We start from the raw sequence: 6,444 nt of genomic DNA, 5'->3' as shown, positions 1-6,444 counted from the left end.
CGCGGGTCGCCGAAGAGGTGGTATTTGCCTCCGGGTTCGTAGTGCTGCCGTTGGGTGTTATCGGTAATGAACGGGTCTTGCGCCAAGTCCGCCGCGAGGGCGGGCTGTATGAGTGCGGCCGCCGCTACGGCGCAGGCGGCAAGGAGGTTTGTTAGTCTGCGCAGCGGTTTCACGGTTTATCCTCCTTTGCGGCGGTCATACCGATTGGTGTGTTTCAGGCGGCGGTAATGATGGGGACGCTGTGTTTGCGACAAAATATTTGTTTGGTTTTGAATGGGTTTGAGTGTAAAGGGATTTTACGGGTTTGTAAACGAAAGAGGCAAAAATGCCGTCTGAAAAACGAATATCGTTTCAGACGGCATTTTGATGAAAGATTTAGTTCTCAGGCAGCCCACCCCATTGGTTATCTTCGTTTACAGAAGCTTGACACCATAAAATAATCAACCAAATCCATCCAATAAGCGGAATAACTGAAATCAAATACCACCATCCAGATTTACCGGTGTCATGGAGTCGGCGGACACCAACGGATATTGTTGGAACAAGTACAGCAAGAGTAAAAAGAAAATATAAAATAGAGAAAATATCACCAAGACTCCTACTAACTTCGACCATTATCCCAATAACAAGTAAAATAGCTACCTCTGCAACTGTTCTAAACAGCAAAAACCCCCAAAATTCTCTTTTAGAAGCATGACCTGAAAATTGGGCATACCGTTTGGTCAATGCCTCCAAGAACAAAGCAAATAGAGAAAGCTGTCCGTTTTCATTGCGGGTTTGGGAGGCATTTTGCAGAACGGTTGCAACCCCTCCGGTCGAACTTGCACCCAAAGCTTTATAAACAGCTACCGCCTGCCCAGTTTCATCAACATCAAAATCGACTTTCATCCCTCGTGTTGGTACGCCCTGTTCTTTCCATTCTTCGTTTTTAAATGGATAGCGTTTGCCGTCCTCACTGCTAATCAAACCGCCAGCTTGAATCGAGAAATCTAAAATTTGACCTTTCATCGTTTTAAATTCCTTTAATTATTTATTTCCAAGATATATTCATCGTTTTCTTTGTTCTGCCACCTGATGGAATAAGTAATGTCCTTACTGATTCTCGTCGTGGTCAGTGTAGCAGAACACACCCTGATTCCTGCTTCATTATTAGCTGCAGTTTCCTCTACATCATCCAATGAAACAAACTGACCGATAAAGAACGATTTCTGGTTAACAATCTTCTTCACCAAACCTTCCGCCTCGCTGGAACCACATGAAGGCAAACCACTCATACAACCCGTCAATAACATTGCCGGGAGAACTCCGGCAAAAATACCATTTCTGATTTTCATCTCTTATCCAAAAATAAGTGAGGTTTAAAAATAAAGTACAGTAAAACTGTATTAAGTATTGCATTAAAATATTTTTAGTCAATAAATACATTAATACAATTTAAAAAGAGTCTGCCTGTCTCTAAGATTCATTTCATGAACATTAGTCACGCAATCAGATTCTTAAGGAAACAAAAGGGATGGACTCAGCAGCAGCTTGCTGATTTTGCCAATACCTCAAAAAGTAATATTTCCAATCTTGAAAACGGCAACCAAGGGTATAGCGAATCTATCCTAAAATATCTGTCAGAAGCCTTGGACTGCCCCGTTTCGTCTATTTTTCTATTGGCAGAAAGTTTAGAAAGACAGCAAAACAATACCGCAACAAATATGGAAGATATGCCCATCGAACTTATCTTCATGCAACTCCCCACGCCTTTGCAGCAGTCGTTCAAATCCCTCATGATTCAGACATTGAAACAGACTTCTCTATAAAAGGATTAATTACCCAATATTTCAAAATACAAAAATGCCGTCTGAAAAGCGGAACGAGCTTTCAGACGGCATTATTTTTTTCTGTTTGACGGCCTCAATCCAAAATCTTGCCGACGATTTCGCCCACGTCTTTCGACAATCCTTCCTGCGCCCGAATGCGCTGCAATTCTTGTTTCACCAAGTTTTTGCGGTGCGGCTCGAGCTTGTTGCAGAGGTTGAACGCCTGCACTAAGCGGGCGGCGACCTGCGGGTTGAAGCGGTCGATTTCGATGACTTTGCCGGCGATGAAGCGGTAGCCGCTGCCGTCTTCTGCGTGAAAATGCGGGACGTTACGGCTGAAGCTGCCGATGAGCGAGCGGGCTTTGTTGGGGTTTTCGAGGCTGAATTTAGGATGCTGCAAGGCGGTTTGAACCTGTTGCAGGGTGTCGCTGCGGCGGCTTGAGCCGACGAGGGCGAAATATTTGTCCATCACCAGCGCGTCGTCTGAAAACTTGTCGGCAAACTGCGCCAGCAGGCGGTTGCGCGTATCGCTTTCGTTGCCGTTGACGGCGGACAGGATGCCCCATTCGTGGGTCATGTTTTGCGCCATTTCACCGTATTTTTCGGCAACGGTTTCGATGTGCGCGGGGTCGGCGCGCAGGACGAAGGCGCGGCAGACATTGCGCAGCGTGCGCCAGCCGGCGGCTTCGGGGCTGTACTCGTAGCTTTGGTTTTCCTGCTTCGCCGCCTGACGGTTCAATTCGTGCCATTTCGGCAGGAAGTGGACGGCAAGGGTATCCAACAAGGCTTCGCGCGCCTGATGGTAACGCAGCGGGTCAATGTTTTCCGCGCCGTCCCACAGTTCGGCTTCAGACGGCACGCCCAAAAGCAGGGCTTTGAAGGCGTTGTCCAAGAGGTCGTCTGAAATGACTTTTTCGACGGCAGCAAGCAGTTTTTCGTGTTTCGGCAACTCGATGCCGTCTGAAAGCGCGGCAAGGTTGGCGGCGACGGCGCGGCAGTAGAGCGTTTGCGCGGCTTCCCAGCGTGTGAAGGCGTCGTTGTCGTGGGCGAGCAGGAGCAGCAGGTCGTCGTCGCTGTACGGATAGTTCAGATGCACCGGCGCGCTGAACCCGCGCAACAGCGAGGGAACGACGGCTTCGGTTACGCCTTCGAGCGGGAAGGTCTGTTCGGCTTCGGTCAGCAGCAACACGGCTTCGGTCGTGCGTTTGCCCTGATAATCGAATGCCACCGCTTCGCCGTTGCGGTTCAGCAGCCCGACTTTGACGGGAATCATCATCGGCTGCTTGTCCGCCATATCAGGCGTGGGCGGCACGGTTTGTTTAATGGTTAACTCAAAAACATTGTTTTTCAGACGACCTTCTGCTTCCAAAACGGGCGTACCCGCCTGGCTGTACCACAAGGCGAACTGGTCGAGATTGATGCCGTTCGCGTTCGCCATCGCCGCGCGGAAATCGTCGCAGGTAACGGCTTGCCCGTCGTGGCGTTGGAAGTAGAGCTTCATGCCTTTCTGGAAGCCCTCTTCGCCGAGCAGGGTGTGATACATCCGCACCACTTCCGCGCCTTTTTCATAAACGGTCATGGTGTAGAAATTGTTCATCTCCTCATAGCTGGTGGGGCGCACCGGATGGGCGGTCGGGCCTGCGTCTTCAGGGAACTGGTGCTGGCGCAGCAGGCGGATGTTTTCAATGCGGCGTACGGCGCGGCTGGCGCGGTCGCCGGAAAACTCTTGGTCGCGGAACACGGTCAACCCTTCCTTCAGCGAAAGCTGGAACCAGTCGCGGCAGGTTACGCGGTTGCCCGTCCAGTTGTGAAAATACTCGTGTCCGACCACGGATTCGATGCCTTCGAAATCGGTATCGGTGGCGGTGCGGCTGTCGGCGAGGACAAACTTGGTGTTAAAAATGTTCAACCCCTTGTTTTCCATCGCGCCCATATTGAAATCGCCCACGGCGACGACCATGAAAATATCCAAGTCGTATTCCAAACCGAAACGCGTTTCGTCCCACTTCATCGCGTTTTTCAAGGATTCCACGGCAAAGCCGACCTTGGGCTTGTCCGCTTCGGTGGTGTAAAACTCGATTTTGACGTTTCTGCCGCTCATGGTGGTGAAACGGTCTTCCGTCACCGCCAAGTCGCCCGCGACCAAAGCAAACAGATAGCTCGGTTTGGCAAACGGGTCTTCCCATTTCACCCAATGGCGGCCGTCTGAAAACCCGCCGCCGTCGATTTTGTTGCCGTTGGAGAGCAAAACGGGATAGCGTTTTTTGTCCGCGACGATGGTGGTCGTGAACTTGGACATCACATCCGGACGGTCGATGTAGAACGTGATTTTGCGGAAGCCCTCCGGCTCGCATTGGGTAAACAGGTTGCCGCCGGAAGCATACAGCCCCATCAGCGATTTGTTTTCCGCCGGCAGAATTTCGGTTTCCACTTCGACGGTGAAGCGTTCGGACGGCACGCCCGCAATCGTCAGCGTCTCGCCTTCCAACACATAATCCGCCGCCACGCCGTTGATTTTGACGGACAAAAGTTTCGCCGAACCGTCCAACACCAGCGGCTCTCCTATCCTCTGTGGCTCGACCATCAAACGGGATTTCACGACGGTTTGCGGTTCGGCAATATCGAAATGCAGGTCGGTTTCGAGAATGCGGTAGGCAGGCGTTTGGTAATCTTTCAGATAACGGACGGTTTTGCTCATTTTTTTCTTTCAATATTGTTTGGTTTGACTGGAAAAGGCTTCAGACGGCATGGGCGCATCCCGCGTATGCCGTCTGAAGCCGCAACGGCGGCACGGGCGCACCGCCGGACAACCGGTTTGAATTTCAATCTTTATTCCCACGCGCGGACAAACTCTTCCCAATGCGGCTTTTCCCCGACTTGTGCGGACAGGTAATTCCGCATCCGTTTGATTTCCATTTCGTATTCGTCCGCGTCCATCCTGCCGCTGACCAGGCAGAAACGCAGATACATCAAATAAGTATTCACGGCATCGGTTTCGCAATAATTGCGGATTTCCTTCAGCCTGCCCGCGTGGAACGCCTCCCACACCTTGCTGCCGTCCATACCCAATTTACCCGGAAAACCGCACAGTTTCGCCATATCGTCCAGCGGCACATTCGCCCTCGGCTGGTAAAGCGCGAGCAAATCCATCAAATCGCAATGGCGTTGGTGGTAACGGCTGATGTAGTTGTTCCACTTGAAATCGCGGCTGTCGCCGAAATCGCCATCGCCCATATCCCAATAGCGCGCGGCGTTGATGCCGTATATCAGGGAGCGGTAATGCAGAACCGGCAGGTCGAAACCGCCGCCGTTCCAACTGACCAGTTGCGGCGTATGTTTTTCAATCAATTCGAAAAATTTGGCGATAACCACTTCCTCGCCGTCATCCATCTCGCCGATTGTACCGACATGGACTTTATCCTGCCCCCAACGCATGCAGCACGAAATCGCCACAACCTGATGAAGATGATGCTGCATAAAATCTCCGCCCGTCTGAGCACGGCGTTTTTGCTGGGCAAACAGCACCACTTCGTCGTCGGGCAGCGAGGACGGCAGCTCGTACAATGTTCGGATACCCTGGACATCAGGTACGGTTTCAATATCGAAAGCCAAAATCGTATTCATGGCAGTACCTTGCATTCAAAAACAGACTTGCGCCTATTGTGTCATTAAAAGGCAGATAAAAAAAGAGGCAACCCCCCACAGGATTGCCCCAATACCTCAAATCAGAGATTTACGCTTCACAAACAATACAGGCTTTCGCCTGCGGCTTTGCCCGCGTAGCTCAACTCTACGCCGACAAACTTTTGTTTCACCGTTTCCGATGAAACCCCGACCAATCGCAAGACTGACCGGAAAATCCTTTCAGACGGCATTTCCTGCCTGTCGTGTAATTCCATGTAGCGAAATGTACGCCATTTTCTACGCTTTGCCAAGCATTTTTTACAATATAAATGTCAAAACATTAATTTTATAAAATTGCTGAAAATATTAAATATATGGATTTTTATTTTTTATATTTCAATAAATATAAATTTAATTTTGATTTATATTTAAATTTAAGCATAAAATGTCAAATATTAAAGGAAACATGAAAGGCATATATTAAATATTTATTTATAACGCTATGTTTTTAAAGAAAATTAATTTTAATATATTAACTAGATTGTCTGCATATATTCATAGGTTTGCGGTATTTCTTCCAAAACCTGCTTCGAATTTCCCGACCAAGTCTTAAAAATATTGTTTTTGAGATACTTAAATAGCAGCGATTATCAAATGAAATCTGTTCATATAATCTGCCATTTTGCATTTAAAAAAACAATCAGGAGTTTCGACTCGAAATGCCTGATATGTTTTGTAATTTTACGTAGTCAGTAAAAATCGGGGCTGCCTTCCGGACGGGTTTTAAAACGCTTGTGCAGCCAAAAATACTGCTCGGGATGTTCGCGCACGCGTTCCTCGATAAAACGGTTCATGCGCTGCGCGTCGGCTTGCGCATCTTCACTCGGAAAGGATTTCCAAGCCGGGTAGAAATGCAGTGTAACTGTATTGTCTGCCTCGCGGACGGGAATGGCGGGTATCACTTTTGCATTTGCAAGCGCGGCAATGCGGCTCAATCCGGTAATCGTTGCCG

Annotated in this window: 7 protein-coding genes and 1 pseudogene; 1 reads left to right on the top strand and 7 read right to left on the bottom strand. The window is 49.2% G+C overall.

The features are described from left to right. From KEM39_RS10330 to KEM39_RS10320, 3 genes are all read right to left on the bottom strand, one after another. A partial coding sequence (locus KEM39_RS10330) for a MafB family polymorphic toxin (protein ID WP_211709970.1) occupies positions 1-173 on the bottom strand: 173 nt, incomplete at its 3' end. A gap of 202 nt (positions 174-375) precedes the next feature. Next, positions 376-1,008 (bottom strand): DUF805 domain-containing protein, encoded by a 633-nt coding sequence (locus KEM39_RS10325; protein WP_211709969.1) that lies wholly within the window; start codon positions 1,006-1,008, stop codon positions 376-378. A 14-nt stretch (positions 1,009-1,022) separates the two neighbouring features. Then, positions 1,023-1,334, bottom strand: coding sequence for a hypothetical protein (locus KEM39_RS10320; RefSeq protein WP_118997634.1), 312 nt, complete (start codon positions 1,332-1,334; stop codon positions 1,023-1,025). Between the two features lie 135 nt (positions 1,335-1,469). Here KEM39_RS10320 and KEM39_RS10315 point away from each other — a divergent pair, with 135 nt between their 5' ends. Then, entirely contained in the window at positions 1,470-1,808 is a 339-nt protein-coding gene (locus tag KEM39_RS10315; RefSeq protein WP_118997635.1) for a helix-turn-helix domain-containing protein, read from the top strand. Positions 1,809-1,902: 94 nt separating this feature from the next. Here the strand turns inward: KEM39_RS10315 and pepN are convergent, their stop codons facing one another. From pepN to KEM39_RS10300, 4 genes and pseudogenes are all read right to left on the bottom strand, one after another. Then, complete coding sequence (gene pepN, locus KEM39_RS10310) at positions 1,903-4,506, bottom strand: aminopeptidase N (protein WP_118997636.1); 2,604 nt, start codon at positions 4,504-4,506, stop codon at positions 1,903-1,905. Between the two features lie 131 nt (positions 4,507-4,637). Further along, positions 4,638-5,432: a 3'-5' exonuclease gene (locus KEM39_RS10305; RefSeq protein ID WP_118997637.1), complete on the bottom strand. Its 795-nt coding sequence runs from the start codon at positions 5,430-5,432 to the stop codon at positions 4,638-4,640. 116 nt (positions 5,433-5,548) lie between these two features. Then, on the bottom strand, positions 5,549-5,683 hold the full coding sequence (locus KEM39_RS11925) for a hypothetical protein (RefSeq protein WP_260369853.1): 135 nt from the start codon (positions 5,681-5,683) through the stop codon (positions 5,549-5,551). A gap of 498 nt (positions 5,684-6,181) precedes the next feature. After that, a pseudogene (locus tag KEM39_RS10300) lies at positions 6,182-6,444 on the bottom strand (lipid A biosynthesis lauroyl acyltransferase); the annotation flags it as partial.

The organism is Neisseria sp. Marseille-Q1983 (genome assembly GCF_018224585.1).
GTDB classification, from domain to species: Bacteria; Pseudomonadota; Gammaproteobacteria; order Burkholderiales; family Neisseriaceae; genus Neisseria; species Neisseria polysaccharea.
The sequence above is the reverse complement of the archived record's forward strand: the minus strand, read 5'-3'. Positions and strand labels throughout refer to the sequence as shown.

Coding starts and splice junctions, on each gene's coding strand:
- KEM39_RS10325 (WP_211709969.1), bottom strand. CDS start 1,008: ATGAAAGGTCAAATTTTAGATTTCTCGATTCAAGCTGGCGGTTTGATT.
- KEM39_RS10320 (WP_118997634.1), bottom strand. CDS start 1,334: ATGAAAATCAGAAATGGTATTTTTGCCGGAGTTCTCCCGGCAATGTTA.
- KEM39_RS10315 (WP_118997635.1), top strand. CDS start 1,470: ATGAACATTAGTCACGCAATCAGATTCTTAAGGAAACAAAAGGGATGG.
- pepN (WP_118997636.1), bottom strand. CDS start 4,506: ATGAGCAAAACCGTCCGTTATCTGAAAGATTACCAAACGCCTGCCTAC.
- KEM39_RS10305 (WP_118997637.1), bottom strand. CDS start 5,432: ATGAATACGATTTTGGCTTTCGATATTGAAACCGTACCTGATGTCCAG.
- KEM39_RS11925 (WP_260369853.1), bottom strand. CDS start 5,683: ATGCCGTCTGAAAGGATTTTCCGGTCAGTCTTGCGATTGGTCGGGGTT.